The 24,427-nt window shown below is 40.0% G+C and carries 27 protein-coding genes and 1 tRNA gene; 10 read left to right on the top strand and 18 right to left on the bottom strand.

The genetic code is table 11. The annotated features are described in order from the left end of the window. Nucleotides 1–2: 2 nt before the first annotated feature. Together L1S31_RS11410 and L1S31_RS11415 are read right to left on the bottom strand one after the other, a co-directional pair. A complete protein-coding gene (locus L1S31_RS11410; RefSeq protein WP_236464869.1) occupies nucleotides 3–959 on the bottom strand; it encodes an ion channel in 957 nt (318 codons plus the stop codon). A 10-nt stretch (nucleotides 960–969) separates the two neighbouring features. Then, nucleotides 970–1,467: a GNAT family N-acetyltransferase gene (locus L1S31_RS11415; RefSeq protein WP_236464870.1), complete on the bottom strand. Its 498-nt coding sequence runs from the start codon at nucleotides 1,465–1,467 to the stop codon at nucleotides 970–972. Between the two features lie 74 nt (nucleotides 1,468–1,541). Between L1S31_RS11415 and L1S31_RS11420 the strand changes: the two genes are divergently transcribed. Further along, nucleotides 1,542–2,612 carry a DUF3667 domain-containing protein gene (locus L1S31_RS11420; protein WP_236464871.1) on the top strand — a complete coding sequence of 357 codons (1,071 nt, stop codon included), beginning with the start codon at nucleotides 1,542–1,544 and terminating at the stop codon, nucleotides 2,610–2,612. Between the two features lie 5 nt (nucleotides 2,613–2,617). After that, nucleotides 2,618–3,652, top strand: a complete 1,035-nt coding sequence (locus L1S31_RS11425) for a M28 family peptidase (protein WP_236464872.1) — start codon at nucleotides 2,618–2,620, stop codon at nucleotides 3,650–3,652. An 8-nt stretch (nucleotides 3,653–3,660) separates the two neighbouring features. Here the strand turns inward: L1S31_RS11425 and L1S31_RS11430 are convergent, their stop codons facing one another. The 6 genes from L1S31_RS11430 to L1S31_RS11455 form a co-directional block, all read right to left on the bottom strand. Then, nucleotides 3,661–3,978, bottom strand: coding sequence for a hypothetical protein (locus L1S31_RS11430; protein WP_236464873.1), 318 nt, complete (start codon nucleotides 3,976–3,978; stop codon nucleotides 3,661–3,663). A gap of 100 nt (nucleotides 3,979–4,078) precedes the next feature. Then, nucleotides 4,079–4,492 (bottom strand): hypothetical protein, encoded by a 414-nt coding sequence (locus tag L1S31_RS11435; RefSeq protein WP_236464874.1) that lies wholly within the window; start codon nucleotides 4,490–4,492, stop codon nucleotides 4,079–4,081. Nucleotides 4,493–4,562: 70 nt separating this feature from the next. After that, nucleotides 4,563–4,636: transfer RNA gene (locus L1S31_RS11440), tRNA-His, on the bottom strand. A gap of 86 nt (nucleotides 4,637–4,722) precedes the next feature. Next, complete coding sequence (gene bshB1, locus L1S31_RS11445; RefSeq protein WP_236464875.1) at nucleotides 4,723–5,439, bottom strand: bacillithiol biosynthesis deacetylase BshB1; 717 nt, start codon at nucleotides 5,437–5,439, stop codon at nucleotides 4,723–4,725. Between the two features lie 65 nt (nucleotides 5,440–5,504). Continuing rightward, nucleotides 5,505–6,569 carry a chorismate-binding protein gene (locus tag L1S31_RS11450; protein ID WP_236464876.1) on the bottom strand — a complete coding sequence of 355 codons (1,065 nt, stop codon included), beginning with the start codon at nucleotides 6,567–6,569 and terminating at the stop codon, nucleotides 5,505–5,507. Continuing rightward, nucleotides 6,569–6,991: a PaaI family thioesterase gene (locus L1S31_RS11455; RefSeq protein ID WP_236464877.1), complete on the bottom strand. Its 423-nt coding sequence runs from the start codon at nucleotides 6,989–6,991 to the stop codon at nucleotides 6,569–6,571. Before L1S31_RS11455 ends, L1S31_RS11450 begins: the two co-directional genes overlap by 1 nt. A 190-nt stretch (nucleotides 6,992–7,181) precedes the next feature. On the opposite strand from L1S31_RS11455, the gene L1S31_RS11460 reads away from it, so the two are divergent. Both L1S31_RS11460 and purL read left to right on the top strand, forming a co-directional pair. Beyond that, nucleotides 7,182–8,696 carry a right-handed parallel beta-helix repeat-containing protein gene (locus L1S31_RS11460; RefSeq protein WP_236464878.1) on the top strand — a complete coding sequence of 505 codons (1,515 nt, stop codon included), beginning with the start codon at nucleotides 7,182–7,184 and terminating at the stop codon, nucleotides 8,694–8,696. Nucleotides 8,697–8,772: 76 nt separating this feature from the next. After that, nucleotides 8,773–12,420, top strand: a complete 3,648-nt coding sequence (gene purL, locus L1S31_RS11465; protein ID WP_236464879.1) for a phosphoribosylformylglycinamidine synthase — start codon at nucleotides 8,773–8,775, stop codon at nucleotides 12,418–12,420. Between the two features lie 47 nt (nucleotides 12,421–12,467). Here the strand turns inward: purL and L1S31_RS11470 are convergent, their stop codons facing one another. The 10 genes from L1S31_RS11470 to L1S31_RS11515 all read right to left on the bottom strand — a co-directional run bounded on the left by L1S31_RS11470 (nucleotide 12,468) and on the right by L1S31_RS11515 (nucleotide 18,620). Beyond that, a complete protein-coding gene (locus L1S31_RS11470) occupies nucleotides 12,468–12,917 on the bottom strand; it encodes a DMT family transporter (protein ID WP_236464880.1) in 450 nt (149 codons plus the stop codon). 15 nt (nucleotides 12,918–12,932) lie between these two features. Then, on the bottom strand, nucleotides 12,933–13,352 hold the full coding sequence (locus L1S31_RS11475) for an Ohr family peroxiredoxin (protein WP_236464881.1): 420 nt from the start codon (nucleotides 13,350–13,352) through the stop codon (nucleotides 12,933–12,935). 82 nt (nucleotides 13,353–13,434) lie between these two features. After that, entirely contained in the window at nucleotides 13,435–14,520 is a 1,086-nt protein-coding gene (locus tag L1S31_RS11480) for an NAD(P)H-dependent flavin oxidoreductase (protein WP_236464882.1), read from the bottom strand. Nucleotides 14,521–14,531: 11 nt separating this feature from the next. Next, complete coding sequence (locus L1S31_RS11485; RefSeq protein ID WP_236464883.1) at nucleotides 14,532–15,008, bottom strand: nuclear transport factor 2 family protein; 477 nt, start codon at nucleotides 15,006–15,008, stop codon at nucleotides 14,532–14,534. 86 nt (nucleotides 15,009–15,094) lie between these two features. Beyond that, nucleotides 15,095–15,577: a cupin domain-containing protein gene (locus L1S31_RS11490; RefSeq protein WP_236464884.1), complete on the bottom strand. Its 483-nt coding sequence runs from the start codon at nucleotides 15,575–15,577 to the stop codon at nucleotides 15,095–15,097. Between the two features lie 82 nt (nucleotides 15,578–15,659). After that, nucleotides 15,660–16,418: a type 1 glutamine amidotransferase domain-containing protein gene (locus tag L1S31_RS11495; RefSeq protein WP_236464885.1), complete on the bottom strand. Its 759-nt coding sequence runs from the start codon at nucleotides 16,416–16,418 to the stop codon at nucleotides 15,660–15,662. A 42-nt stretch (nucleotides 16,419–16,460) separates the two neighbouring features. Beyond that, on the bottom strand, nucleotides 16,461–17,195 hold the full coding sequence (locus L1S31_RS11500; protein ID WP_236464886.1) for an SDR family NAD(P)-dependent oxidoreductase: 735 nt from the start codon (nucleotides 17,193–17,195) through the stop codon (nucleotides 16,461–16,463). Between the two features lie 4 nt (nucleotides 17,196–17,199). After that, complete coding sequence (locus L1S31_RS11505) at nucleotides 17,200–17,418, bottom strand: tautomerase family protein (protein WP_236464887.1); 219 nt, start codon at nucleotides 17,416–17,418, stop codon at nucleotides 17,200–17,202. 3 nt (nucleotides 17,419–17,421) lie between these two features. Continuing rightward, on the bottom strand, nucleotides 17,422–17,958 hold the full coding sequence (locus tag L1S31_RS11510) for a YceI family protein (protein ID WP_236464888.1): 537 nt from the start codon (nucleotides 17,956–17,958) through the stop codon (nucleotides 17,422–17,424). A gap of 86 nt (nucleotides 17,959–18,044) precedes the next feature. Beyond that, nucleotides 18,045–18,620, bottom strand: coding sequence for a Crp/Fnr family transcriptional regulator (locus L1S31_RS11515; RefSeq protein WP_236464889.1), 576 nt, complete (start codon nucleotides 18,618–18,620; stop codon nucleotides 18,045–18,047). A 146-nt stretch (nucleotides 18,621–18,766) separates the two neighbouring features. Between L1S31_RS11515 and L1S31_RS11520 the strand changes: the two genes are divergently transcribed. The 6 genes from L1S31_RS11520 (at nucleotide 18,767) to pepT (ending at nucleotide 24,351) form a co-directional block, all read left to right on the top strand. After that, nucleotides 18,767–19,222: a hypothetical protein gene (locus L1S31_RS11520; RefSeq protein ID WP_236464890.1), complete on the top strand. Its 456-nt coding sequence runs from the start codon at nucleotides 18,767–18,769 to the stop codon at nucleotides 19,220–19,222. A 227-nt stretch (nucleotides 19,223–19,449) separates the two neighbouring features. Then, entirely contained in the window at nucleotides 19,450–19,641 is a 192-nt protein-coding gene (locus L1S31_RS11525; protein ID WP_236464891.1) for a cold-shock protein, read from the top strand. Between the two features lie 350 nt (nucleotides 19,642–19,991). Next, on the top strand, nucleotides 19,992–20,795 hold the full coding sequence (locus L1S31_RS11530) for an SDR family oxidoreductase (RefSeq protein WP_236464892.1): 804 nt from the start codon (nucleotides 19,992–19,994) through the stop codon (nucleotides 20,793–20,795). A 74-nt stretch (nucleotides 20,796–20,869) separates the two neighbouring features. Further along, a complete protein-coding gene (locus L1S31_RS11535; protein ID WP_236464893.1) occupies nucleotides 20,870–21,784 on the top strand; it encodes a helix-turn-helix domain-containing protein in 915 nt (304 codons plus the stop codon). A 9-nt stretch (nucleotides 21,785–21,793) separates the two neighbouring features. Further along, nucleotides 21,794–22,888, top strand: a complete 1,095-nt coding sequence (locus L1S31_RS11540) for an MBL fold metallo-hydrolase (protein WP_236464894.1) — start codon at nucleotides 21,794–21,796, stop codon at nucleotides 22,886–22,888. 149 nt (nucleotides 22,889–23,037) lie between these two features. Next, nucleotides 23,038–24,351 carry a peptidase T gene (gene pepT / locus L1S31_RS11545; protein WP_236464895.1) on the top strand — a complete coding sequence of 438 codons (1,314 nt, stop codon included), beginning with the start codon at nucleotides 23,038–23,040 and terminating at the stop codon, nucleotides 24,349–24,351. The last annotated feature ends 76 nt before the right edge of the window (nucleotides 24,352–24,427 follow it).

Here is a 24,427-nt window from a genome sequence, read left to right on the forward strand (position 1 = left end):
ATTTACAGCTTTATTTTTTCAAACGAATTGAGCTTGTCAATATGAAGCACCGTTTTGTTCTGGTTATCGCTTCGGGAATACATTGGCAGGAATTTGGCCCCAAAAACAATCTCATCAAACGCATATGATGAACGTTTTACAACCGTAGTACTAAACATATCGTCAAAAACCTTTAGGAACACCAAAACTTCCCCATCGATATTCTCGAAATCCTCTTTCGTCAAATTGTACAACGGACTGCTTTCGGTTATAGGATGTACTAAAGTCCAGCTCAGATTCAGCGCATTGATTTTGGACATTTCCAAATCAAGGCTGTAGAATTTATTGGTCAGCGTTCCTTTTTCATCGAGCTTCATTCCCAAGGTCATTTTGACTTCGGCATCGGTCAGATTGGTATTTTTAAAAGGTGTCAGGCGAAGCATCAATGCCGTTCCGTCTTTATATGGAGCAATCAATGCATTGTGCGAAAATTTAATGTGCGCTTTTGGTTTACTGAATCTTCCATAAAACAAACCCGTTGCAATCGCAAAACTCAACAAACCAAAAAGTGCTTCAACAGCCGCAACAAAACTGGTAAGAAATCCACTCGGGCTCACATGCCCATAACCCACAGTGGTAAAGGTTTGAACACTAAAGAAAAAAGCCTGCCCAAATTTGTCAATAGCCTTAACAGCCGTAACTCCGTTCAAGTGTTCAACGCCAACTCCGTAATAAATGCTGGCAAAAATAAAATTGACCAAAAAATAAAACGTCACAATGATGACAAAGAATTTCCATCGCGGAATGTTCACCATCGTGTGGTACCAGCTGATTCCTTCAAAGAAATCGATTCCTGCTTTTTTGACATTAGCATTTCCATTTTTGGTAACAAACCTGCCACCATAACTGGATGCGTTGGTTCCGAAACCCGTATTGGAATCAGATTTTGCTTTGCTGTTGATTTTTTTGAGAAACTGCATTCGTGTTGTTTTAAATCGATTTTTCCATCACATAATCATCCATAACATAACCATTGCCAATGTCAATGACTTCGTCAAGGACAATGTCAAAACCCAATTTTTTATAAAAATGCTGGGCAATATTATTTTTATTGACGTTCAAAAGTAAGGCTTTCTGGTTGTTTTTGCGTGCCGATTCGGTAATGTAATCAATCAGTATCCTTCCGGTTCCTTTGCCTTGTTGGTTGGATAATATATAGATTTTATGGATTTTGGTTTTTGGTTCCTGATTGTAATTAAATTCATAGGAAGCAAATCCAACTGCCGCTTCCTCTTCAATCGCCAGGATAAAATGATGCCCTTTTTCATTGAATTGCGTTTGAAGCGCCTCAACGCTGTACATCATTTCCATCATGTAATCCAATTGCTCCTGGCTCAAAATGGCGCCGTAAGCTATCGGCCAGACTTCCTTGGCAATTGCCCTGATTTGACTAAAATTAGGGTCTGTGTTATTTTGAATGGTAATCATTAGTTTTAAGTTTTGCCTCTCAAAAATAGAAATAAATTTAATAGCTTTACATTTTGATTTTATAACTATTGCCTATGTCCAGAAGTCCTTTAAGAAAAGACAAAACCTGCCTGAATTGTAATTATGTTGTAGAAAATAGATTTTGCCCAAATTGTGGCCAGGAAAACACCGACACCCGAAAAACCTTCCACCATTTATTTATCCATTTTTTCGAAGATTTGACCCACTACGAAAATGCCTTTTGGAAAACCATAAAAAACCTTCTGATCAAACCGGCTTCGCTTACCAAGGAATACCTTTCGGGAAAGCGTCTTTCCTATCTGGCTCCGGTTCGCTTATACATTTTTATCAGTTTTGTTACCTTTTTCCTGATTTCGGTTTTCCCTAAAGGTGAAAATCATGCAGCAGACGATATGATTGACCTCGACCAAACCTATTCCGTTAAGGTTCCTGATGCCAATGGCAAACTCAAGGACAGCTTGCTTACAAAGAAAAAAATAAAGGTGTCGGAATTATTGGAAGCAGCAGACAAAGCCCAAAAGAAAAAGAAACTCAGCAATGAAGAACAAAATAAAGGCTTCCTGAATTTTGGATATGATAATCTCAGGGAATTGGATTCGCTGCAGAAATATGGCCCAAAGGAGGATAAGCTGAGTGATTGGGAATATGATATCATTAAAAGGACACTAACTGTAAAGGCAAAGTACAATAAAACAGAAATGTGGGAGAAATTCGGGGAAGAAGCCTGGCACAATATCCCCAAGACCTTATTCATTTACATGCCATTGTTTGCCTTCATATTATGGATTTTCCATGGTAAAAAACGTTGGTTTTATTTTGACCACGGAATATTCACGCTGCATTATTTCTCATTTTTATTATTGATAATATTGCTGATTTTCTTCCTGAACAGGTTGATAGAATGCTTCCCGGAAAATATGGTAACGAGTACTATTGGATCGATAGCGCGTACGATTGCCATGATTTGGATGTTCTACTATTTTTTTCCGGCACATCATCGCTTTTATGGAGAAACAAGATGGATATCATTCATAAAAAGTGTTGCCATGTTTTTCATCAATATGATCCTGATGACAATCGTACTTTTAGCATTCTTAATATATACTTTTATAAATATCCATTAAAAACGATGATTAAAAAAACTGCATTATTGGCATTCACGTTTGCATTTCTGAGCTGTTCGAGCCACAAAGCTGTAGTTGCCAAAAAACCGTTTGACGCTTCCAAAACAGATTACCTTGATTTCATTTCAAAGGAGAGCCTGAAGCAAAACCTTGAAATCATTGCTTCAGACAAAATGGAAGGACGAGAAACAGGAAGCGAAGGCCAAAAAAGAGCCGGACGTTACATGATTGATTGGTACATGAGCCATGGTGTTGGTTTCCCAAAAGGTGCCACTGATTATTACCAGCACATTCCCGCTTCCTATCTGAACGCCAAACGAAACGAAGGTTTGAATGATTCCGAAAATATCTGGGCTTTTATTGAAGGCTCTGAAAAACCTGAAGAAATTGTAGTTGTTTCTGCCCATTATGACCATGTTGGAATCCAGAATGGCAAAATTTATAATGGAGCAGATGATGATGGTTCGGGAACAGTCGCGATTATGGAAATTGCTGCTGCATTCCAAAAGGCAAAAGACGAAGGCCACGGACCAAAGCGTTCGATACTAATCCTACACATGACGGGTGAAGAACACGGTTTGCACGGTTCACGATTCTATTCCGAAAACCCTTTGTTCCCTTTGGCAAATACTGTTGCCGATGTGAATATAGATATGATTGGGCGTCGCGATAAATTCCATAAAGAAACCAACAACTATGTTTACCTTATCGGTTCAGATTATCTTTCAAGCGATTTATACAACATTTGTGAAGATGTAAACAAAAAATACAACCTGCTGAATTTAGATTATAAATACAACGACAAAAGCGATCCAAACCGTTTTTATTATCGTTCCGACCATTACAATTTTGCCAAAAACGGAATTCCGGTGGTGTTCCTTTTCAACGGTACACACGAAGACTATCATCAGCCAACGGATAAAGTAGAGAAAATAGAATTTGATGCGCTGCAAACCAGGGCAAAATATGCTTTTGCCATTGCCTTGGAAATAGCCAACCGAAAAGACAAATTGGTGGTTGACAAAACCGACGGAAGATAAAATAAAGATTATCTAGGCTTTGTATTGATTATTATGGAAGGCTTGATTTGTGCTCCATCAGCCTTAGGTTTCAGCACAAGTACTTCTACCATTGCAATGCTCTTTGGGTCTATGGTAAAATCCTGTAAATCTTTTATCAGTACATCGTTTACCATCACGTTTACACTTTCCACATTTTTTATGGATTCATTCTTTTGCTTGATATTCTCAACAACATTTTGCAGTGTGGTAAGATTCGATTTATCTACAGTTTGTGAAAAACCGTTCAGCGAAACTAAAATGAATAGTAAGGAAAGTATATTCTGGAGTTGAGATTGCGTTTTCATTTTTCATCTATTTAGTTACTCAAAGATAATTCCTTCCAAAAAGAAAGAGCTTACACTATTTGCCGATTTTATTATGATATTAGCATTTTGTCCGGTAAAATCAATCGAAAGGTAATAAATCTGGTTTAATAAATCTCCTTTTTGCTTTTGCGGAATTGAAAATATCGGTAGTGTAATGTTGGTTCAGCAGTTCCTTGAAGCTGGTTGTAAGTCTTTGATTTTCTGCAATGAAATCCTGAAAATTATCTGTTCCCGATTTTAACTTAAAATGATAAACAGCCCTAACCGCAGCAATGGTAACCGTTTCATTGTATTTATCAGAAACTCCCAAAAACTCTACAAAGGATTTTAGTTGGGAACAAACATTGGCAACCGCTGCATCAATGCCATAGTTATCAATATGAATCCAGGCAAGCCTTAAATGCGCTTCGTGGCTAAACAAAGCCGGTGGAATTTTACAATCCGCAAATTGTTGTTCAAACTCCCAATCGGTTAATTCCAGATGATTATCCATAGTTTCACTTTTTGAAATCGAAGGTAATATAACAAAAAAAGTCCTGAATCATCAGGACTTTTTGATTAAGGGTGGCTGACCGGGTTCGAACCGGCGACCCTCGGCACCACAAACCAATACTCTAACCAGCTGAGCTACAACCACCATTTAATGTGCAATAAAGCCTAAGCTTCTTTTGCGAGTGCAAATATAGTGCAAAAGTTTACTCTTGCAAAGATTTTTTATATTTTTTAAATCAAATCCCCTAAGCTCTTCACCGCCAAATATCTTTCAACGGTAAATCCTTCGGCATGGTCTACGCCAATGATCCGGCCAAAATCCTGAGAGCGGTAATGGATGCTTTCCAGGAAATTTTTGGTCGCAATCGGGGTTACCGGTTCTTTGGAATCCTCTGAATAAAACTGCGAGCTGTAGGCAAGGATTGAAGCTGCTTTCTTCTCTGTAAAACCCGTAATATCAACGACAAAATCGGGTTCAATGTTTTCCCATTGTATGTAATGATAAACCACTTTTGGCCTCCATGCTTCCTGATTTTTTCCGTCTAATGCAGTTTCAATTTTTCGCAAACCCGACAAAAAGCAGGCGTCCGAAACCAATTTGCTTCCTTTTCCGTGGTCAATGTGACGGTCGCGAATGGCATTGCAGAGCACGATTTCCGGTTGGTATTTCCGAATCATCTGAATGATTTTCATTTGGTGTGCTTCGTCGTTTACAAAAAACCCATCGCGCATATCCAGGTTTTCCCTTGCTGAAACTCCCAGTATTTCTGAAGCTTTCGCAGATTCGGCGTTCCTGATTTCAACAGAGCCACGCGTTCCCAATTCGCCACGGGTCAAATCGATGATGCCTACTTTCTTCCCAAGCGAAATTTCCTTGGCTATCGTTCCGCTGCAGCCTAATTCTACATCATCGGGATGCGCTCCAAACGCAAGTATATCTAGTTTCATATAAATCTATTTTAAATTCTAAATTTTAAATTTTGAATTCTGTGTTCTATTTTTATTGTCAATTTTTAACTAATGATTTTCTTCATCGTCATCGATTTGTTGACCGTCTCAATGTATTCATCTTCCGGATTACTGTCTTTGGTGATCCCGCAGCCAATAAAGAGCTGCGCCCTATTTCCGAGTACTTTCATACAGCGCAGGTTGACAAACAAATCGGTCTGCAATGTTTTAAAGGTGACCAAATCGATATTCAGTTCGCCCAGGTAACCCGAATAATATTCGCGGTTGTAGCCTTCATTTTTTTGGATGAACTGTTTTGCTTCCTGCTTTGGCAGGCCACAAACAGCTGACGTTGGGTGCAAGGCCGTTATGACTTTCTTTAGGAATTTCTTCGACTTCAAAGTTGCAGAAATATCCGTTTTTATATGCCACAAATTTCCCGCCTTAACCGAATACGGACTCGAAAGGGTAATTTCCTTAACCAAATCCTCAAGGCTGTCTACTATGAAATCGGTGACCAATTGCTGCTCGGTTTTTTCCTTATCCTGCCAAACCACATTTTTAGAAGCTGTTTCCAATTGTGTCCCGGCAAGTGCAACCGTTTTTATCGAATTCGCATTGGTCTTCAGGAACTGTTCGGGTGTTGCGCCAATCCAGGTTCCAATCTTTGGATGCGAAAAACAATATTTAAAGGCATTGGGATATTGATAAATCATTCGGCGCATCGTTGCCTGGATGTCAAAATCAGTCAGTGCCACTTCTTCTTTCCTCGACAAAACCACTTTTAGGAATTCCTTGTCGTTTATGGCATCAACGCCTTTGGCAACCAATTCTTCAAAGAAATCTTTTCCTATGATATTGTTTGGCGCAATGGGCTTGGATTCAAAATAGTAATTTTTGCTATGGACCATTTCAACATACACATCCGAATGCTCCAACGGAATATAAGGGACTTCCTCAGCATCAAAGGGAGCAAAAGCAAAACCTTTTTCCTCAAAACTTTCCAAAAAATACAAGTGGTCATTCCTTTGAAACACACCTACAACCTTATTGGAATCGGGTTTGCAGAACAAGACAAACGGCAGATTCTGCCCTTGCTGGATTTTGACTTTTAGGAATAAATCGGTCATTAGCGTCTTGGTAAAATCATGTTAGTCAATTTGCAAAGCGATATTAATTTTCCTTCTTCATCGGTGATTTTTATTTCCCAAAGATGGATGCTCCTGCCTTTATGGATGATCCTTGCGGTGCAAAAAACGGTTCCTTCACGCTTTGCCTTTAAATGATTCGCAGAAATTTCGATGCCGCGTACTTCCTGTTTTTCGGTATTGATGAACAAAAAGGAAGCCGCACTTCCAACACTCTCTGCCAATGCCACAGTGGCACCGCCATGAAGCAATCCCATAGGTTGATGCACTCTTGAATTTACAGGCATTTTGGCCGTAAGGAAATCTTCGCCGGCATCGATGTATTCGATTTCCAAAGTTTCCATCAGGGTGTTTTTGCACCAATTATTGCAAAGTTGGAGCATTTTATCTTTATCAAATGACATAGCTATTTTTATTTTTTACGGTTTGACCTAAAGGTACCGAGTGTAAAAATACTACTTATTTACAAGAATTTAAAACCGAAATGACACGGATTTGAATACTTTTGGCAATAAATTCTATTTTTTGACGTTATATCATTAGATTTTTAGATTTTCAAATTAATACTTACATTTACCAAAATTCATACTGCAAATGCGTAAACTCATTATTCTATTTTTTGTTGGTTTAGCTATCACCGTTAGTTCCTGTCGTCAGGATTTTGTATTCGAACCAAGTAAGGGCGAGTTGGTTTTTTCTAAAGACACCATTTACCTCGACACGGTTTTTACCAATATCGGTTCCAGCACTTATACCTTGAAAGTTTATAACCGAAGCGACAAAGACATCAAAATTCCATCCATCAGATTGGCAAAAGGAGTTGGTTCAAAATACAGGATGACGGTTGATGGAATGGTCGGTTTTGAAAACAGGGTTTTCCGCGACGTCGAATTATTGGCAAAGGACAGTATGTATATTTTCATAGAAACCACAGCGGGTATTGGTGATGCCAACCCAGACGATTTCCTATATACCGACCAGATTGAATTTGACAGCGGCGATAACCTGCAAAAAGTGGAATTGGTAACACTAATCCAGGATGCTTATTTTATTTTCCCTAATAATACCAACGGTGTTATCGACCAGATTCCAATTGGTTTTGGCGAAAACGGGGAAGTATTGGAAACCAACGGCCGAAACCTGAGCCACAATCATCCCGACAATCAGGATGAATATACGTTCCATACCGACAAACCTTATGTCGTCTACGGTTATGCGAGTGTGCCCAATGGAGAAACGCTCACCATTCCACAAGGAGCAAGGGTTCATTTCCACGATGGATCAGGTTTGGTGGTTCAACAAGGCGGAACGCTCAATATAGAAGGAGACATATCCACAAATCAGGAAACTTTGGAAAACGAAGTTATTTTTGAAGGCGACCGTTTGGAACCCGATTTTTCAGATGTTCCGGGACAATGGCAGGCCGTTTACCTGCGTCAGGGAAGCCATGCAAACATTAAGAATCTAACACTTAAAAATGCCATCGTAGGATTGCTTATTGAAGACAATGCAGGTTTGGTTAGAATAGAAAACACCCAGATTTACGATTGTTCCAACTACGGGATACTTTCGTATAACGGGAACATTGAAGGCAAAAAAGTAGTCATCAACAGTTGCGGTCAATACTGTGTGGCTGCTGTTTATGGAGGAGATTATGCGTTTACCAATTGTACGTTCAACAACAACTGGAGCAGTTCCAAACAACTGGCGGTGTATGCTTCTGATTATTTAGGAGAGGAAACGCCATTGGCACTAAATGCAGCTTTCACGAATTGCATCATTTATGGTTCAAACAGCAATGAAATTATCCTGGACAAAAAAGGAACTACATTCAACAGCTCTTTCCAAAACTGCCTCGTGAAGATTAATGTTTCATCGGGTTCTGTCGCTGTGGCAAATCCGCTTTTATATGATGTGCTGCGATTGGAACAAAACGGAAATAAGATAAATAAATCACCTGATTTCGTAGAAATTGCTAAAAACAACCTACGCCTTGATGAGGATTCCTTTGCAATAGGAATGGGAATTGAAGCCGGAGTTTTGTTTGACATATTAGGCAATCCAAGGGTAAATCCTTTTGATGTGGGCGCCTATAATTTTATTCCTTAGAATTAAATTAAAAGCTCTTTTAGGTTTCAGATTTTTAGCCTAAATTTGCACCACAACAACACAAAACAACAACACAATGATTCATTTCTTCGGAAACGAAAGCAATACCGTTTTTGCCGTTCAGTCGCAAAACGAACTTTCGGCAGAAACTATCTCAAAACTAAATTGGTTATTCGCTAACGCATATAAAATAGAAAAATCCGTCCTGACGGATTTTTTTATTGGCCCACGTGCCGCAATGATTACGCCCTGGAGCACCAACGCTGTTGAAATTACCCAAAACATGGGAATTGACGGCATCATACGAATTGAGGAGTTCTTAAAAATTTCTGAGGATTTCAATGATTTTGACCCGATGCTTTCGCAGAAATACAGCGAGCTGAACCAGGATATTTTTACCATCAACATCAAGCCGGAACCAATCCTGGAAATTGCCGACATTGCTGCCTATAACAAACAGGAAGGCTTGGCTTTAAGCGATGAAGAGGTACAATACCTTGAAAACCTTTCCAAAAAACTCAATAGAAAATTAACGGATTCGGAAGTCTTCGGATTCTCGCAGGTAAATTCGGAACACTGCCGTCATAAAATCTTCAACGGAACTTTCGTTATTGATGGTGTAGAGAAAAACATGTCCTTGTTCAAAATGATCAGGAAAACTTCCGAACTCAATCCGAATGATATCGTTTCGGCCTATAAAGACAATGTGGCTTTCATCAAAGGCCCGAAAGTGACTCAGTTCGCTCCAAAAAAGGGGGACAAAGCCGATTTTTACCAGGAAAAGGAATTCAATTCAGTAATATCCATCAAAGCCGAAACCCACAATTTCCCAACAACCGTAGAACCTTTTAATGGTGCGGCTACAGGTTCTGGTGGAGAAATCCGGGACCGTTTGGCAGGCGGACAAGGTTCATTGCCTTTGGCAGGAACAGCGGTTTACATGACTGCTTATTCAAGATTGGAAAAAAATCGTGAATGGGAAAACGGAATGCAGGAAAGAAAATGGTTGTACCAAACTCCGATGGACATTTTGATAAAAGCCTCGAATGGTGCTTCCGATTTTGGAAATAAATTTGGACAACCCTTAATCACAGGTTCTGTACTAACATTTGAGCATGAAGAAAACAACCGAAAGTTAGGTTTCGATAAAGTAATCATGTTAGCCGGTGGAATTGGTTATGGAAAAGAAGAACAGGCCAAAAAACACAAACCAAAAAAAGGCGATAAAATTGTAGTACTTGGTGGTGAAAATTACAGAATCGGAATGGGCGGCGCTGCAGTTTCTTCTGCAGATACCGGTGCTTTTGGTTCCGGAATTGAATTAAACGCCATCCAACGTTCGAACCCGGAAATGCAGAAAAGGGCTGCCAATGCCATCCGTGCTTTTGTGGAAAGCGATACGAATCCGATCGTTTCAATCCATGATCACGGTGCAGGCGGGCATTTGAACTGCCTTTCTGAATTGGTTGAAGAGACCGGTGGATTGATCAATCTGGACAAACTTCCTGTTGGCGATCCAACATTATCTGCCAAAGAAATCATTGGTAACGAATCACAGGAACGCATGGGATTGGTAATTGGAAAGGATGACATTGAAATCCTGAGAGCAATTGCCGAGCGTGAGCGTGCCCCAATGTACGAAGTGGGCGAAGTAACCGATGACCACCGCTTTACTTTTGAAAGCAAAACTACTGGCGAAAAACCTATGGATTTTGCGCTGGAAGATATGTTTGGAAGTTCGCCTAAAGTGATCATGACCGATTCAACATCCACTATAAAATATACTGAAGTTCCATATTCACAAGATAAAATCCACAGCTATTTGGAGCAGGTTTTACAGCTTGAAGCAGTTGCCTGTAAAGACTGGCTGACCAATAAAGTCGACCGCTGCGTTGGTGGAAAAGTAGCCAAACAACAATGCGCAGGACCGTTACAATTACCATTGAACAATGTTGGTGTTATGGCATTGGATTTTAACGGAAAGGAAGGAATTGCCACAACCATAGGGCATTCTCCAATTTCAGCTTTGATAAATCCAAGTGCAGGTTCGCGGAATTCTATTGGCGAAGCCTTATCGAATATTATTTTTGCGCCGTTAAAGGATGGTTTGAAAAGTGTTTCCCTTTCGGCCAACTGGATGTGGGCATGCAAAAATGAAGGCGAAGATGCCCGTTTGTACGAAGCGGTAAAAGCGTGTTCTGATTTTGCCATCGAATTGGGAATCAATATTCCAACCGGAAAGGATTCGCTGTCAATGAAGCAAAAATATCCGAATGATGAAGTGATTGCGCCGGGAACGGTTATTATTTCAGCTGCCGGAAATTGTTCCAATATTACAAAAGTCGTTGAACCGGTTTTACAAAGAAATGGCGGTTCGATTTATTATATCAATTTGTCTCAGGACGAATTTAAATTGGGCGGAAGTTCATTTGCCCAAACCCAGAATAAGGTCGGAAATGATACGCCAACCATCAAGAATGCTGATTTCTTTAAAAAAGCATTCAATGCCATTCAAAATCTAATCAAGGACAGGCAGATTGTTGCAGGGCACGACATTGGTTCGGGTGGTTTGATTACAACTTTATTGGAGCTGTGTTTTGCAGATATAAATTTGGGAGCCAAAATCGACTTTAGTTCATTTGCCGAAAAAGATTTGGTAAAGATTTTATTTTCTGAAAACATCGGTTTGGTACTTCAGGCAAAAGACGACGCTGCATTTGAAAAAGCATTGAGCGGAATCGAGTTCTTCAAAATCGGAAACGCTGTGGAGTCAGGCGAATTGACAATTAATGATTTGAAATTCAACATTCAAAACTTAAGAGACATTTGGTTCAAAACCTCTTTCCTACTCGACCAGAAACAAAGCAAAAACAATAAAGCCAAAGAACGTTTTGACAATTATAAAAACCAACCTTTACACTATAAATTCCCTGCTCAGTTTACAGGGAAAAAACCTGAGATTGACAATACGAAACCGCGTCCAAAGGCAGCCATAATCAGGGAAAAAGGAAGTAATTCCGAACGTGAAATGGCGAATGCCCTATACATAGCAGGCTTTGACGTTAAGGACATCCACATGACCGATTTGATTTCGGGGCGTGAAAACCTGGAAGATATAAAGTTTATTGGCGCTGTGGGAGGATTTTCGAATTCGGATGTTTTGGGTTCGGCAAAAGGCTGGGCCGGAGCATTCAAATACAACGAAAAGGCAAACAATTCGCTTAAGAATTTCTTCAAAAGAGAAGACACTTTATCCGTTGGAATCTGTAATGGATGCCAGTTGTTTATGGAATTGGAAGTCATCCATCCGGAACATAAGGTCCATGGAAAGATGCTGCACAATGATAGTAACAAACACGAAAGCATTTTCACATCGGTAAAAGTTGCCGAAAACAATTCGGTGATGCTGAAAACCTTAGCCGGAAGCACGCTTGGGGTTTGGGTTTCGCACGGAGAAGGAAAATTCCAACTTCCGGAAGCAGAGAATCAGTACAATATTGTAGCCAAATACGCTTACGAAGGCTATCCTGCAAATCCGAATGGTTCGGGTTACAACACCGCAATGATGTGTGACAAGACCGGTCGTCATTTGGTGATGATGCCACATATTGAGCGCTCTGCCTTCCCATGGAACTGGGCATACTATCCAACGGATAAAAAGGATGAAGTTTCCCCATGGATTGAGGCATTTGTAAATGCTAGAATTTGGTTAGAGAAAAAATAAAAAAAAGGAGCATTAGCTCCTTTTTTTATCTGTAGAAAAGTTAAACCTTATTTTTTCATTACGATATAAACTCCACTTATCAACAATACTAAACCAATAATCCTTGTAAAGTTGATAGAACGTGGTACAACATTAAAAAGCCCAAAGTGATCAATGATTACTGCAAAAATCACCTGCCCTGTCAATATAAAGGCAATGGAGGTTCCAACGCCAATGCGAGGCACTAACACCGAAATCATAATCACATAAATTACTACAATCACACCACCCAGATAGCTGTAAAGTGGCGCGCTGATTACCTGTTGTGTAGTTGGCATGGCTGTCCCCGATATAACGATAAATGCCACCATTCCTATCAAACCCACAATAAAAACCATCAAACCTGTAAGGAAGGGATTGCCCACACTTTTACTGAACGCAGCATTTGTAGAAGCCTGAATCGGAATCAGCGCCCCTGTTATCAATGCCATTGCCAGATAGATTAAATTACTTTTCATGTTTTCTATTTGTTTTTAGATAAGGATATATTCGGTTTTTATATTCCCTTTTGTGGCTTTTGAATAGGGACAGCTTTCTTGTGCAATCCCGATAATGCTTTTCGCAATTCCCTTATCAACTCCGGGTAAGTTTATATATAAACGCGCCTGAAGTGTATAACCGTTTTCACTTAATACCAAATCGACTTCTGTATTCACATAATGATCTTCGGGAATTGCCGCTTTTAGATTTCTTGCTGCGATTTCCATGGCGCCTATAAAACAGGCTGACCATCCGGCTGCAAATAGTTGTTCAGGATTAGTGCCGGAACGTTTAGAACCGGGAGAGGAAAGTAGGATATCCAACTCACCATCTGAACTTTTGGATTTACCAGTTCTGCCTCCTGTAGTATGGGTCACTCCGGTATAAAGTACTTTTTCATTTATTGTTTCCATTTTGTATTGTATTTAAAATTACAGTACAAAGTTCAGGAAGAATAAAAATCCGGTTACGTGATGTAGGTCACATTCGAAAAAATCAGGCTTTTAGATTGCTAAAATAATCTTCTGTTTCTTGTATTAACGAAGCCATCAAAGCAGCAGCTTTGGTGTGTTTAAGAATTGGCGCAATCTGTCCTCCCCAAAACAATACCATATCCCATTTCCCCTGTTCAAGGGCAGCTTTTCGCAAGGATGCTATTAGAGTTGTCTGTAGCGGAAAAGGGAGGATTTGTTTTTCCTTACCTATCATTTCCCTGGCAATCCTGCTGGTAATTCCACGGCCTAAACGGCCAGTATAAGCTCGGGAAAGTGTAGTGTATTTGGCTGCATCCGAAAACAACATTTGACGATGGATTGGCAAAGCATTCGATTCATCTGTAGCCAAAAAAGCGGTACCTATTTGTGCGGCACTCGCTCCTAGAGCCAGAGCAGCCGCTACTCCTTTCCCATTAGCAATGCCACCAGCAGCAATAATGGGAACTTTTACTTTTTCCTTAATGAGTTGCATTAATACAAATGAGCCTGTTATGGAGGTTTCAGCTGAAGCCAAAAAAGAAGGCCTGTGCCCGCCTGCTTCAAAACCTGAGGCAATGATCATGTCAACTCCGGCCGCTTCAAGGTAAATGGCTTCATCCAAAGTGGTGGCTGCTCCAATTGTTACAATGCCTCGTCTACGGCTTTCCTCCAATATATCTGCAGAAGGAACGCCAAACATAAAACTGAATACTTTTGGTTTAAGATCCAGGATTACTTCTACCTGGTTTTCAAATCGGGATTGAAAGGGTGCGGGTTTTTCAGGAAAAGGAATTCCAAGCTCGTCAAAATAGACCTGGAATACTTTTTTTATTTCTGCATAGTATTCATCACTTATGCCCGAATTAGGAACATCGCTGTCAGCAATCCAAAGGTTGAGATTGTAAGGTTTATCAGTAGCTGCTTTTAGCTGCTTATCGACATCGATGATTTCCTGTGGGCTCAAGGTATAGGCTCCAAATCCGCCAAGGCCACCAGCATTGGATACTGTAGCGGTTAATGCTACTGAAGACAAATTACCGCCAAACGGGCCCTGCATAATCGGATATTGTATGCCTAATAATTCTGTTGCTTTTGTATGATACCACATAACTTTATCATTTATTGGTTGGTGTCGGTAAGCATTTTATTGACGATAACCCAATTCCCGTTGATTTTATGAAACGATAGGATATCATGGTAAATGAAGTCGTACATAGTCACTTTGGCTTCAGCTACCGCGATAGAGTTTACGATATGTAAAGATAAAACTTCTCCTCGAAATGGCCTGCCGGAATCCTTAGGACTTTGACGGTTTTTAACTCCGTCTAAATATTGTTCGAGCGTTTTGGCGTAAGGCGTTCCTTTAATATCGCCAAATAATAAAGTATCATGATGGAATGCACTGCCCAATAAGGCTACATTGCCTTCATAAATCCCTTTGAAATAATTGTCTTCCAATACTTTTGTAAGGGCTGCTTTGTCTGAATCCTGATTTTTCATGGTGCTGTTGTTTTGTGCTTTCATTCCCTGTACATTATAGAGCATGAAAGCGGTTACTAAGATTGCTTTTATTACTGTTGGATTTTGTGGTTTCATTGTGTTGTGATTTAATTACACTACAAATTTCAAAAGAAACAGCGGGCTGACTGTGTGATGTAAATCACATTAAAACAAAAGCAGTATTATTTCCTCGATTTTAACCTGGGATCGTATTCCTTATCGAGGTATTCCAAACCCAGAGGGCCAATGGCATAGACCTGGGTAACATATTCTCCAGATTTCGCCCAATGAAAATGTGGTGTATTTCCAGGCAATATGATTACCGAACCTGGAGCATAGGCCTTAAGTTTGGTTTCGTCAAATTTCTCTCCAATGCCTATATAAAACACTCCTGAAATTACAGTATAGATTCGATCTTCAGGATGTACGTGGGGCATTATTTTTTCACCATCCGGTACTTTTACCCTAACTATGAAGGGTTCTGTTTTAGCAGGATTCCCTACCAAAACAGCCAGTTTTACTTTATCCGGAAAAGCAGGGAAAGATTTCCATGTTATCTTTTCGGGGTTTATAGAATTGAATTCTTTGGAACTCATGCCTTGTGCGCTGCTGCTCTCGGCAACCCAAAAAATAAGGGTCAGCATTAAGGATATATTCGATTTCATAATAAACATATTTAAGGTATAAAAAGATTTGGCATAGCTTCATTTTCAAACTATGCCAAATCACTTGTTGGAGATAATTGAATTAGTTTATTTTAGACAATAACTTAGAAGCCACTTCTTCTGAAGATTGAGGATTTTGACCTGTCAGCAATAAGCCATCTTCCACTACATAAGAACTCCAATCAGCGCCTTGGGAATATTTTCCTCCGTGTTCTTTTAATCTATCTTCCAACAAAAAAGGAACTACTTTGGTTAATCCTACAGCTGCTTCTTCAGTATTGCTGAAACCTGTTACTTTTTTACCGGCAATAAGATAGTTCCCGTTTTTATCCTTAACATTTGCCAAAGCGGCCGGCGCATGACATACAAAAGCTATTGGTTTGCTGTTATTGTAAAATTCCATTATCAGTTTCATCGAATTCTTATCCGTTGCAAGATCCCACATTGGGCCATGGCCACCTGGGTAAAATACTGCCTTGAAGTCTTCTTGTTTAACTGTTGTGATTTTCACTGTAGTGCTCAATGCTTTTTGTGCATTTTTATCGGCATAAAAACGTTTGGTTGCCGGAGTCTGGAAAGATGGGTCGTTACTTTTTGGGTCAATGGGAGCCTGTCCTCCTTTTGGGGTTGCAATCACTACTTCAATTCCTTTGTCCAAAAAGAAAAAATAAGGGGTTGCAAATTCTTCAATCCAGGAACCTGTTAATTCTCCTGTATCCCCTAATTTATCATGGGAAGTTAAAACAAAAAGCACTTTTGTTTTTTGTGATTTCTGAGCTGTAGCAATAACGCCAGTCATTACCAACATAGCTACAAATACTGATTTAATTATATTTTTCATCTTTATTTAATTTGTGCCCTGAGGCGGTTATTATTATTTTAATTAATTTAAATTATGCCCGGCTCCTTTTCCTCCATCTACATTGATGATCGAGCCTGTGATAAAATTGCTTTTGGCAACAGTATAAACCATCTCTGCAACGTCTTCAATTTCGCCAACCCTATCCAGCAGGTGAAGTCCAGCATTGGAATCCGCTTTATCACCATGCATTGGGGTGCGGATAACTCCCGGAGCAATTGTATTGAAACGTATGTTTTGTTTTCCAAATTCGGCGGCAAGCTGAACGGTTAAGGCATGGATGGCGCCTTTACTCGATACCGGAGCTGATGCCGGCCACCCACCTAATCCATGGTTTACCAATGGTGTCCCGATGTTGATTACCACACCTCCTTTTTGTTTCAGCATTTGTGGAATGACTGTTTGTGTAGTGAAATAAGTTCCTTTCAGGTTAGTAGTTAGGAATTTATCCAGATAAGCTTCATCTACTTCTAAAAAAGGCTTACTATCAAAAATACCTGCATTGTTAACCAATATATCTACGGAACCGAATCTTTCAATGGCTGTAGCCACCAATTGTTCGCCTGTTTTTTTATTGCTGATATTACCCGCGACGAATGCAAGATTATCCGTTGCTCCAAATTCCTGGTAAACTGCTTCCAATTTATCAGCCGTACCCGAAGTGATGACTACATTATCGCCACGATCCAAAAAGTATTTCGCTATTCCTTTTCCTATACCCGAAGAAGCTCCGGTAACAATTATAGTTTGCTTTTTCATCGCATTATTTTTTATCTGCTGTTATTCCTTTTTCACGCAATACTGATATCTGTTCACCTGCATAACCCCAATTGTCGGTATCTATTTCCTGTATGGCTATGTGGGTTAAGTGTGGGTCTTTGTTAAGGACTTCTGTAATTAAGTCGGTGACTCCTTTGATTAGCTGCTGTTTTTGACCGCGGGTTACGCCCTCGCGGGTCAATTCAATTTTTACGAATGGCATGGCTTAGTTTTTTAAGTTGGCAGTTACATTAACATCAAGTTCAAAATCATTGTAGATTAGCGTATCGCCCAAATCCCTAAAGAAGTTTCCTGAACGGAATTTGATGCCATATTTGGTACGGTCTACGATAAGTTTCCCAACCAGGTTTAGCGTAGCTGCACTGCTTTCAACAGTTGCATCAAAAGCAGCTGCATGAGTAATTCCTTTGATCGTTAAATTCCCTTCAAAATGATATTGATTGCCTGATATTGCATTTACCGATACAATTTCGAAAGACGCCTCTGGGAATTTTTCAATTGAGAAAAAGTCATCAGAAGCAAGGTGTCCTGCAAATTGGGTATTCGTAGCTGCATCCGTTACATCGAGGATCATAATGCTCGACATGTCAATGATGACCTTACCTTCGGTTATCCTTCCGTCATTCAAAGTGAAGGAACCTTCTTTTACTTCAATCGTACCGTTATGTGCGCCGGTTACTTTTTTTCCTATCCAATCGATGCGGCTTTTTGCGCTTTCGATTTTAAATTCTTTTGTTTCCATTTTTAAATTTGTTTTAAAATTATGGTACAAAGGAAGAACAGAATACGAAGTTGGTTACGTGACCTACATCACATTCGAAAAAAGTATCAGTGTGCCGAATAAAGCCGGCTCAAAGTTTCCCTGGAAACCCCGAGATAAGCTGCAATTAAATGCTTTGGGACTAAATTGTACAGTTGGGGATAAAGCGCCAATAATTCCTCATAGCGCTTTTTGGTATCATTATTCATAAAGGAAAGCAGCCTTTTTTGCGAAGCAATGTAACCCCGATTCGTCCTCCAACGGAAAAAGTGTTCCGCTTCGTGGAGTTCGCTACACAGTTTCTCCCTATCGGCATTGGAAAGGCAAAGTACTTCTGCATCAGTGATACAGTCTACATTTATGGTAGCGCGGGTATTATTATACAATGCCGCATAATCAGAGGTCCACCAGGTTGGCATGGCAAACTGAAGGATATACATCTTGATTTCATCATTAATATAAAAAGCCTTCAAACAACCCGAAAGCACAAAGTATTCGCAATCTACGGTATCGCCTTCCCCAATAATCGTCTGTCCTTTGCTGAAGGACATCGGTTTAAAATAAGAGAAAAAATGGGCAAATTGCTCCTCACTTAACGATATGGTCTTGGCTATGTGTTGTTGTAGGATTGCTTTGGCTTCCATGCTGATACTTATTTGTCATTCCACACAAAGTTACATAATTAACTAAAATGAACATTTCCACAATCAATCTGTTCATAACTAATTTCCACATATCGACGACTGGAATTGAATAGTTTTTATTTTTAGTACAAACTAAACCTAACGTTATGAAACCTCAAAAATTACTCCTAGTCTTGTTATTGATTGGAACCAAGAGCTTTGCCCAGCTCTGGGATAAGATTGAAACCAAAGACGGCCCGCATTACATTTCGCATTATATGGACAATATCAACCTGGATATCCTGGGCAAATATTTATTCAACGGAAAGGAACCTGTGGTGGAACTCAATCAATACGGAATGGGTTTTTACCAGCTGCACGACCAGCTCAAACGGCCAATGATTTGGGGATTGGAATGCGACGAAAAGGGTGCTTTACTCTTTAAAAAGGGATTTGACAATGCCAAATACATCCTTTGGTACCAATATACTACCCGCACCGAAGAAGACACGGATGAAGACATGGAATGGAAACCGGTTGAATTTACCATGCATTTCAATACCCTGAAAATGTTCATCCAGGGTGAGCGTAGTAAGGATTATAAGGAGACAGCTTCGAAATAAGCTAAATGGCCTGCTTCCCTTTATCGGAACAATCTATCTAAAAAAAAAGAACAATACATTCTTAAAACAGCAATTGCGCCAGTCTAAGACAGCGATATTTGAATCGGGAATTTGATTTATTGAAACAAAATAACGGTACTAAATTAACGGCCTTTTGTAAATTATTCATATTAAAAGACTTAAAACCAATTATTAAGACTATCTTCACCGCTTAATAATTTATTTTTATGAACGAAGGAACGATTAAATTTTTCAATGAAGCCAAAGGCTTCGGTTTCATTACACCAAGTAATGGCGGACAGGACTTATTTGTACATGTAACAGGCCTTAATGGGCAGGTGCAGGAAAACGACAAAGTGTCCTATAATGTAACAGACGGCCAAAAAGGGCCAACTGCAACCAATGTAAACGTTATCTAAGATATATTTTACCAATGTTATTAAAAGCCAATCCTAAGGATTGGCTTTTTTTTGTTACTACAAAGTCAATCTCAAGGTTGGGGCTGAAAAATTTTAACATTTCTGTGCTAAAACTGTTTTGTTTTTAAAGTTTAGCACAAAAAGTGTGGTAAAAATATTTTTTCGAACGATTTTGACACAGAAATGTTAAAATTCAGAGTGAAAAAATCTACTACCGAGACCACAAATCATAAACTACAAACCCTAAATCCATTTTGAACACTCATTTTACCAAAATGGATACTTTTTAGAAGATGCATAGTGTGAATTTTGTCTTATCAAATTATAACACAATTTTTAAAACAAAAATCATGAAGACAATCTTTATCACTGGCGCCTCTTCCGGACTTGGGAAAGCAGCCGCACAATTATTCCACAACAATGGATGGAATGTAATCGCAACAATGAGAAATCCTGAAAAGGAAACCGAACTCTCCAAACTCCAAAATGTAACACTGCTTCCTTTGGATGTCACCAACCTGGCACAGATTCAGGAAACGGTTCAAAAAGCACTGGCACTAAGCCCAATTGATGTAGTGTATAACAATGCGGGGTATGGGCTGATTGGTCCATTGGAAAGCCTTACTGACGAACAGATTACCAAACAAATTGACACGAACCTGTTGGGAGTTATCCGTGTCACCAATGCCTTTATTCCGTATTTCAGGGAAAGGCAAAATGGGTTGTTCCTTACTACAACTTCAATTGGAGGTTTGCTTACTTTTCCTTTAGGTTCTGTTTACCACGCTACTAAATGGGCTTTGGAAGGCTGGAGCGAAAGCCTGGCTTTTGAGCTGAATCCTTTTGGAATCAACATCAAAACCATTTCTCCTGGCGGGATTAAAACCGACTTTATGACGCGTTCGTTGGATGCCGGTTCAGCACCAGCCTATCAGGAAATGGTCGAAAGCATGTTTGCCGGCGCTGAAGCAATGTTTGCCAATGCCTCTACACCTGAGCAGATTGCGGAAGTGGTTTATGAAGCCGCTACTGATGGAAAAACCAAACTACGTTATGTAGCCGGTGAAGACGCCAAAGAACTTTACAGGCAACGATTGGAACAGGGCGATGAAGTGTTCCGTGCCCAATTTGGCAAACAATTCATTGGAGCTTAAATCCATTTAGGCTGATACTGTTTGGGAATCAAATCCTGTTCGGTATCAGCCTTAAATTTTCTTATATTTAAACCATGGAAAAGAAAAACACACCACACAAAGTTTCCTCCATATCGGAACTGCATCAGATACTGCAGCTTCCAAAACCACTGCATCCGTTGCTGAGCATTGTTGACAATAGTAAGATTGCCATGGATGCTACGCTGATACCCGATTCGGTACTGCTTGATTTTTATAAGATATCGTACAAAATTTCCACTACTGGCAAAATGGGATACGGCCAGGGTTATTATGACTTTAACGAAGGCGGAATGATGTTTACCTCTCCCAACCAGCTCATCTATATTGATGATAAGGAAGCGGAATACAAGGGCTATACCCTATTCTTCCATCCCGATTTTATCCGGAATTATCCATTGGGGAAAAACATCAGGAAATATGGTTTCTTTTCGTATGATACCAATGAAGCACTGCATCTTTCCGAAATTGAAAAAAACACCATTATAGGCCTGATGGAAAGCATCAACAATGAACTTCACACCGCGATTGACGAAATGAGCCAGGATGTAATTGTTTCCTACATTGATGTGATGCTGAACTACAGCAATCGTTTTTACAAACGCCAGTTCATTACCCGAAAAGCGGTAAGCAATGATTTGCTGATGAAGGTGGAGCAAACGCTTGACAGCTATTTTGATAATGCCGATACACTAAAAACAGGATTGCCCACAGTAGATTTACTGGCTTCCAAGGTAAATGTTTCGAGCCATTACCTTAGCGACCTTCTCAGGAACCTAACCGGGCAGAATGCGCAACAGCACATCCATTCCAAACTAATTGAAAAAGCCAAGGATTTTTTGATTTCCAGTGATTTGTCTGTGGCGGAAATTGCCTATCAATTGGGCTTTGAATATCCACAATCCTTTAGCAAGCTGTTTAAGAACAAAACCTGCTTAACGCCTTTGGAATTCAAAAATTCACTTAATTAAACTAAGACTATGATTATATTTATAAGCATAGCAGCAGTATTGCTATTGTTTGGCTTTTGGTTCCTGAACCGTCCGATGTTTGGGAAAGCCCCTTCGGGTGAACGGCTGAAAAGGATTCAACAATCCCCACAATACAAGGATGGAAAGTTTCAGAACTTCCATTTTACACCAACATTAACGGAAGGCTATTCGATGCCCGGGCTTTTGTACCAACAGCTTTTTGGCAGCTTTCCGAATCGTAAGCCTAACCGGGAAATCCCTTCTGATAAAACTGATTTGAAGAATTTGAATCCTAATGAAAATATATTGGTTTGGTTTGGGCACTCTTCCTATTTCCTACAGGTTGATGGCAAAAAGTTCCTTATCGATCCTGTTTTCAGTGGCAATGCCTCACCGATTCCGGGAAGCGTAAAAGCCTTTCCCGGCAGTAATGACTATCAGGCGGATGATTTTCCCGATATTGATTATCTGTTGATTTCGCACGACCATTATGATCATTTGGATTATAAAACCATATTGGAATTAAAACCTAAAGTCAAAACTATTATTTGTGGACTTGGAGTGGGTTCCCATTTTGAACATTGGGGCTTTGATCCGGCAATCATCATTGAAAAAGACTGGCATGAAACAGAAGTGCTGACCGACACACTCACAATCCATACTACACCTGCGAGGCATTTTTCAGGACGTGGGCTGGTGCGCAATAATACGCTTTGGTTGTCCTTTGTTTTGGAAGCCAAAAGCCTAAAACTATTTTTGGGTGGTGATAGTGGTTATGATACCCATTTTGCTGAAATAGGTAAAAAATACGGCCCATTCGATTTGGCGTTAATTGAAAACGGCCAGTACAACCTGGCCTGGGAAGCCATTCATTTATTGCCGGAGCAATTTGGAAAGGCCGCAGCGGAATTGAAAGCGAAAAGGGTATTTCCTGTACATTCGGGGAAATTCACCCTGGCGCAACATCCTTGGGATGAACCTTTGGACAAGGTTACTGAATATCATAAAACCGATGGTTACGGTTATTCGCTGATCACACCCACAATAGGCGAAAAAGTTTTTCTTGATGACAGTAATCAGGAGTTTAGAGAATGGTGGAAGTAGTCTTTAGCCCCGACTGCAGCAAGCTACCATGTAGCGCGGAAGGCGGGAGCATAAGTGTTAAGAAAGAAAATGTGCCGCTCCTAAAATGGATTCCCGCCTTCGCGGGAATGACAAATTGAATTATTATATTTGTAGAAAATCTAATTAAAATGCAACACATCATCGACCGCTTTGTAAGCTACGTTACTATCGATACCGAATCGGATCCAAATTCGGACACTACTCCAAGTACCAAAAAACAATTTGACCTTGCCAATAACCTGGTGAAGGAACTTAAAGCCATTGGCTTAAAGGAAGTTACCATTGACAAACACGGTTATATCATGGCGACGCTGCCTTCGAATGTGGAGCATGAAGTTCCGACAATCGGATTCATTTCGCATTTTGATACCACTCCCGATTTTACCGGAAAGGATGTAAAACCACAGATTATCCCGAATTACGATGGCGGTGATATTGTATTGAACAAAGAGCAGAACATCATTTTGTCTCCGAATTATTTCAAGGATTTATTGTTGTACAAAGGACAGACTTTGATTACGACAAATGGACTGACGTTGCTTGGCGCCGACGACAAAGCGGGGATTACCGAGATTGTTACGGCCATGGAATATTTGGTTCAGAATCCGCAAATCAAACATGGGAAAATCCGCGTTGGGTTTACACCTGATGAGGAAATTGGTCGTGGTGCCGATTTGTTTGATGTGGAAAAATTTGGAGCCGACTGGGCTTACACAATGGACGGAAGCCAGATTGGCGAATTGGAATACGAGAACTTCAATGCGGCTGGCGTTAAGATTACCTTCAAAGGAAAGAGCGTGCATCCGGGTTATGCCAAAGGAAAAATGATTAATTCGATGCTGATTGCCAACGACTTTATCAACGAATTGCCAAAAGGTGAAACCCCACAGGAAACCAAAGGTTACGAAGGATTCTTCCACGTGACAGGGATTTCGGGAAGTATTGAGGAAACGAAACTGGATTTGATCATCCGTGACCACGATATGAAGAAATTCAGGAAGCGTAAGGAACTGGTTCACGACATCACGAAAAAATTCAATAAGAAATTCAAGAAACAGTTTGGTGAAGACATCGTAATCACAACGATTAAAGACCAATATTACAATATGAAGGAAAAGGTGGAACCGGTAATGTTTATTGTGGATTTGGCTGAAAAAGCAATGAAATCCTTAGACATCAAACCGTTAATCAAACCGATTCGCGGTGGAACTGACGGTTGTCGATTGTCTTATATGGGATTGCCTTGCCCAAATATCTTTGCAGGTGGACATAACTTCCACGGAAAATACGAATATGTTCCTGTGGAAAGCATGCAGAAAGCCATTGATGTGATCATTAAGATTGCAGAGCTTACCGCGACTACCGATTTTTCGAAATCTAACAAAAAGGATAAGAAGACCCGAGGCAAAGCCGAACGGAGCGGAGCTAAAAAGAAAAAATAGAACCGTCACTTCGAGTGTTTTGGCAAAGCCAAAATGTATCGAGAAGCTTTAAATAATAATAGTTCTCGATACATTC

It is taken from the genome of Flavobacterium wongokense (assembly GCF_021608265.1).
Taxonomy (GTDB): domain Bacteria; phylum Bacteroidota; class Bacteroidia; order Flavobacteriales; family Flavobacteriaceae; genus Flavobacterium; species Flavobacterium wongokense.

What these genes read in the sequence shown, in the direction of transcription:
- L1S31_RS11410 (WP_236464869.1), bottom strand. Translation starts at nt 959, where the DNA reads ATGCAGTTTCTCAAAAAAATCAACAGCAAAGCAAAATCTGATTCCAAT.
- L1S31_RS11415 (WP_236464870.1), bottom strand. Translation starts at nt 1,467, where the DNA reads ATGATTACCATTCAAAATAACACAGACCCTAATTTTAGTCAAATCAGG.
- L1S31_RS11420 (WP_236464871.1), top strand. Translation starts at nt 1,542, where the DNA reads ATGTCCAGAAGTCCTTTAAGAAAAGACAAAACCTGCCTGAATTGTAAT.
- L1S31_RS11425 (WP_236464872.1), top strand. Translation starts at nt 2,618, where the DNA reads ATGATTAAAAAAACTGCATTATTGGCATTCACGTTTGCATTTCTGAGC.
- L1S31_RS11430 (WP_236464873.1), bottom strand. Translation starts at nt 3,978, where the DNA reads ATGAAAACGCAATCTCAACTCCAGAATATACTTTCCTTACTATTCATT.
- L1S31_RS11435 (WP_236464874.1), bottom strand. Translation starts at nt 4,492, where the DNA reads ATGGATAATCATCTGGAATTAACCGATTGGGAGTTTGAACAACAATTT.
- bshB1 (WP_236464875.1), bottom strand. Translation starts at nt 5,439, where the DNA reads ATGAAACTAGATATACTTGCGTTTGGAGCGCATCCCGATGATGTAGAA.
- L1S31_RS11450 (WP_236464876.1), bottom strand. Translation starts at nt 6,569, where the DNA reads ATGACCGATTTATTCCTAAAAGTCAAAATCCAGCAAGGGCAGAATCTG.
- L1S31_RS11455 (WP_236464877.1), bottom strand. Translation starts at nt 6,991, where the DNA reads ATGTCATTTGATAAAGATAAAATGCTCCAACTTTGCAATAATTGGTGC.
- L1S31_RS11460 (WP_236464878.1), top strand. Translation starts at nt 7,182, where the DNA reads ATGCGTAAACTCATTATTCTATTTTTTGTTGGTTTAGCTATCACCGTT.
- purL (WP_236464879.1), top strand. Translation starts at nt 8,773, where the DNA reads ATGATTCATTTCTTCGGAAACGAAAGCAATACCGTTTTTGCCGTTCAG.
- L1S31_RS11470 (WP_236464880.1), bottom strand. Translation starts at nt 12,917, where the DNA reads ATGAAAAGTAATTTAATCTATCTGGCAATGGCATTGATAACAGGGGCG.
- L1S31_RS11475 (WP_236464881.1), bottom strand. Translation starts at nt 13,352, where the DNA reads ATGGAAACAATAAATGAAAAAGTACTTTATACCGGAGTGACCCATACT.
- L1S31_RS11480 (WP_236464882.1), bottom strand. Translation starts at nt 14,520, where the DNA reads ATGTGGTATCATACAAAAGCAACAGAATTATTAGGCATACAATATCCG.
- L1S31_RS11485 (WP_236464883.1), bottom strand. Translation starts at nt 15,008, where the DNA reads ATGAAACCACAAAATCCAACAGTAATAAAAGCAATCTTAGTAACCGCT.
- L1S31_RS11490 (WP_236464884.1), bottom strand. Translation starts at nt 15,577, where the DNA reads ATGAAATCGAATATATCCTTAATGCTGACCCTTATTTTTTGGGTTGCC.
- L1S31_RS11495 (WP_236464885.1), bottom strand. Translation starts at nt 16,418, where the DNA reads ATGAAAAATATAATTAAATCAGTATTTGTAGCTATGTTGGTAATGACT.
- L1S31_RS11500 (WP_236464886.1), bottom strand. Translation starts at nt 17,195, where the DNA reads ATGAAAAAGCAAACTATAATTGTTACCGGAGCTTCTTCGGGTATAGGA.
- L1S31_RS11505 (WP_236464887.1), bottom strand. Translation starts at nt 17,418, where the DNA reads ATGCCATTCGTAAAAATTGAATTGACCCGCGAGGGCGTAACCCGCGGT.
- L1S31_RS11510 (WP_236464888.1), bottom strand. Translation starts at nt 17,958, where the DNA reads ATGGAAACAAAAGAATTTAAAATCGAAAGCGCAAAAAGCCGCATCGAT.
- L1S31_RS11515 (WP_236464889.1), bottom strand. Translation starts at nt 18,620, where the DNA reads ATGGAAGCCAAAGCAATCCTACAACAACACATAGCCAAGACCATATCG.
- L1S31_RS11520 (WP_236464890.1), top strand. Translation starts at nt 18,767, where the DNA reads ATGAAACCTCAAAAATTACTCCTAGTCTTGTTATTGATTGGAACCAAG.
- L1S31_RS11525 (WP_236464891.1), top strand. Translation starts at nt 19,450, where the DNA reads ATGAACGAAGGAACGATTAAATTTTTCAATGAAGCCAAAGGCTTCGGT.
- L1S31_RS11530 (WP_236464892.1), top strand. Translation starts at nt 19,992, where the DNA reads ATGAAGACAATCTTTATCACTGGCGCCTCTTCCGGACTTGGGAAAGCA.
- L1S31_RS11535 (WP_236464893.1), top strand. Translation starts at nt 20,870, where the DNA reads ATGGAAAAGAAAAACACACCACACAAAGTTTCCTCCATATCGGAACTG.
- L1S31_RS11540 (WP_236464894.1), top strand. Translation starts at nt 21,794, where the DNA reads ATGATTATATTTATAAGCATAGCAGCAGTATTGCTATTGTTTGGCTTT.
- pepT (WP_236464895.1), top strand. Translation starts at nt 23,038, where the DNA reads ATGCAACACATCATCGACCGCTTTGTAAGCTACGTTACTATCGATACC.